This is a genomic window from Spirillospora sp. NPDC049652 (assembly GCF_040675125.1).
Lineage (GTDB): Bacteria > Actinomycetota > Actinomycetes > Streptosporangiales > Streptosporangiaceae > Spirillospora.
The window spans coordinates 1-3,715 of record NZ_JBFAOF010000742.1 but is presented as its reverse complement, the minus strand read 5'-3'; the positions used below and the strand labels follow the sequence as shown (position 1 = coordinate 3,715).

1 protein-coding gene is annotated in these 3,715 nt (G+C 72.1%); it reads right to left on the bottom strand.

Annotation, left to right across the window (positions count from 1 at the left end; all coding sequences use genetic code 11):
• On the bottom strand, positions 1 to 3,704 hold a 3,704-nt coding region (locus tag AB0J52_RS31750; RefSeq protein WP_500186469.1), incomplete at its 3' end, for an amino acid adenylation domain-containing protein.
• Positions 3,705 to 3,715: the final 11 nt, after the last annotated feature.

Here is a 3,715-nt window from a genome sequence, read left to right as displayed (position 1 = left end):
GCCACGGTCGGCTCGGCGAACAGCTCCCGAATGGTGACCTCCGTGCCCGTCACCGCGCGGATGCGGGCGATCAGCCGCATCGCGAGCAGCGAGTCACCGCCGACGGCGAAGAACGAGTCCTCCACGCCGACCCTCTCCAGCCCCAGCACCTCGGCGAACAGGCCGCACAGGATCTCCTCGGCGACCGTTTCCGGGCCACGGCTCGCCACCAGTCCCGCGAAATCGGGGACCGGCAGCGCTGTCCGGTCGACCTTGCCGTTGGCGGTCACGGGGAACTCGTCCAGCAGGACGAACGCGGCCGGGACCATGTAGTCCGGAAGCTTGGCGGCCACGTGCTCACGCAGCGTCTCGGTAGAGGTCTCGGCGTCGGTGACGGCGTAGGCGATGAGGCGTTTGGGTCCGGGCTGGTCCTCGCGTGCCAGGACGATGACCTGGCTGACGGCGGCGTGTGCCGCCAGGACGGCTTCGATCTCGGCGAGTTCGACGCGGAAGCCTCGGATCTTCACCTGGTCGTCGGCGCGCCCGGCGAACTCCAGCAGGCCCTCGGCCGTCCACCGGACCAGGTCACCGGTCCGGTACATCCGGGTGTCTGGGGTGAACGGGCAGGCCACGAACCGCTCGGCCGTGAGTGCGGGGTTACCGATGTAGCCGCGCGCCACGCCGCAACCGGCGACATACAACTCGCCCGTCACGCCGGGTGGGACCGGATGCAGGTATTCGTCCAGCACGTAGGCACGGGCGTTGTCCATGGGACGGCCCATCGGCACGACACCACCGCACTGCGCCGGGGCGGTGAACGGAAGCTGGGTGGTGAACGCGGTCGCCTCGGTCGGGCCGTACGTCGTGCGGACCACCAGGTCCGGGTGCGCATCCAGCAGCGTCCGGACGGCGATCGGAGAAACCACGTCGCCGCCGGTCAGCACCTCGCGGACCCCGGCGAACATCTCCGGAGCCTGCTCCGCCAGCGCGGCGAACAGCCCCGATGCCGCCACCACGTGCGTCACGCCGCGCTCGGCGACCAGGTCGGCGCGCTCCCGGAGGTCGATCTCTCCCGAAGGGACGATGACGAGCCGCCCGCCGTGCAGCAGCGGCGTCCACACCTCGTACGTCGAGGCGTCGAAGGCCTGGTTGGCCTGGACCAGCGTCCGCTCCAGCACGTCGTCCCGCCACGCCTCGTCCGCGCAGAAGTCGGCGACGTTGGCGTGCGTGACGGCCACACCCTTCGGGGTCCCGGTCGAACCCGACGTGTAGATCACGTACGCCAGCTGGCCGGGTGAGACCGCGACGTCGGCCTGGGTCTCGTCCTCGCTCAGGCCGTCGAGGAACTCCTCGTCCACCACCAGCGCCGGGCCCGCGTCGGCCAGCATGAACGCGATGCGCTCGGACGGATACGACGGGTCGATCGGCAGATAGGCCGCACCCGCCTTCACCACACCCAGCAGCACCGCGATCAGGTCCGCCGACCGCTCCAGCCGGACGCCGACCAGGTCCTCCCGGCTCACGCCGCGCTCGATCAGAGTGCGCGCCACTCGGTTCGCGCGTGCGTCCAGCTCGGCATACGTCCAGCGGACGTCGCCGAACACGACGGCGACCGCATCCGGTGAGCGCTGCGCCTGCTCGCCGAACAACTCCGCCAGCGAGCTGTCCACTGGCGGGCGTGCCGTGGCGTTCCAGCGCTCGACCACCAGCTCACGCTCACCGGGCGTCAGGACCTCCAGGTCACCCACCCGCACGTCCGGGTCGGCCGCGACCTGCTCCAGGACGCGCGCGAACCGGTCCGCCAGCAGCCGCGCCGACTCCTCGTCGAACAGGTCCAGCGCGTAGAGGATCTCCCCGCCCAGACCGGCCGGTGAGCCGTCCTGGCCGCGTTCCTCGGTCAGGGAGACCGTGAGGTCGAACTTCGCCACCAGGTTCTCGGCCGGGGGCAGTACCTCCGCCCGCAGGCCGGGCAGGTCCCACGGCTCGGGGCCGCGGGCGTTGCCGTCGACGCCCAGCATGATCTGGAAGAGGGGGTGCCGGGCGAGCGAGCGCGCCGGGTTCAGCTCCTCCACCAGCCCTTCGAAGGGGAGGTCCTGGTGGCTGTAGGCGGCGAGGTCCGTCTCGCGGACGCGGCCGAGCAGCTCGGCGAAGGTCGGGTCGCCGCTCACGTCGGTCCGCAGCACCAGGGTGTTGATGAAGAATCCCGCGAGGTTCTCCAGGGCGGCGTCGCCTCGGCCGGCGATCGCGGTGCCGATCGGCACGTCCGGTCCGGCGCCGACCCGGGCCAGCAGCGCCCCCAGCGCCGCCTGCGCGACCATGAACATCGTCACGCCGTGGCGTTGCGCCACGTCCTGCAGGCGCGCGTGGACCTCGGCGTCGAGCCGGACCGGGACCGCCGCGCCCTGGAAGGAGGATTCCGCCGGACGCGGGCGGTCCGTCGGAAGCGCAAGCTCTTCGGGGGCTCCGGCGAGCGTGGTGCGCCAGTAGGCGAGCTGCTCGGAGATGAGGCTGCCGGGATCGTCCAGGTCGCCGAGGACCTCACGCTGCCAGAGCGCGTAGTCGGCGTACTGCACGGGCAGCGGTGACCAGTCCGGAATCCGTCCGGACGAGCGCGCCGAGTACGCCTGGGTGAGGTCGTCCGCGAGGACGCCCATCGAGCGGCCGTCCACCACGATGTGGTGCGCGACCAGCATCAGCACCGACTCGGTCGGCGACAGCACGAACAGCCGGGTGCGCCACGGCACCTCGCGGCTCAGGTCGAACGGACGGTCCGCCTCGGCGGCCAGCACGGAGTCCAGGTCGCCCGGTTCCGCCTGCTCCACGGTGAACGCCGGGCGGCCCGCGACTCCCGTGAGGACGCGCTGGTACGGAACCCCGTCGACGTCCGGGAAGACCGTCCGCAGGCTCTCGTGCCGGTCGGCCACGTCGGCCAGGGCCGCGCCCATCGCGGTCCTGTCCAGGTCCCCGGTGAGGCGCAGCGCCAGGGTCACGTTGTAGGCGGCCGTGCTTCCGCTCTCCTCAAGCCGGTTGAGGAACCACATCCGCTGCTGGGCGTACGAAAGGGGGACGCGCTCGGGCCGTTCCCTGACGGTGAGCGCGGGCCGTCCCGGCCGGGCCGCCTCGTCGGGCAGCAGGCGCGCCAGCTCCGCGACGGTGGGCGCCGCGAACAGGTCGCGGATGGTCAGCTCGGTCTCCAGGACGGCGCGGACCCGCACGATCAGCCGGATCGCGAGGAGCGAGTCACCGCCGATGGCGAAGAACGAGTCGTCCGCGCCGACCGCCTCCAGGCCCAGCACCTCGGCGAACAGCCCGCACAGGATCTCCTCGGCCGCCGTCGCCGGCGCACGGCTCCCGCTGGAACCCGCCGCCAGATCCGGGGCGGGCAGCGCGGCCCGGTCAAGCTTGCCGTTGGAGGTGACGGGGAACTCGTCCAGCACGACGAATGCGGCCGGGACCATGTAGTCGGGCAGGCGCTCGGCGGCGTAAGCCCGCAGTTCTTCGACGTCCGCGCCGCCGGTCACGTAGGCGGCCAGTCGCTTCACTCCCGGCTGGTCCTCGCGGGCGACGACGGCCGCCTGCTCCACCGCGTCATGGGCCGCGATGACCGCCTCGACCTCGCCGAGCTCGACACGGAACCCGCGGATCTTGATCTGGTCGTCGGCGCGTCCGGCGAACGCCAGGCGGCCGTCGGACGTCCAGCGGACCATGTCTCCGGTGCGGTACATGCGCGTTCCGG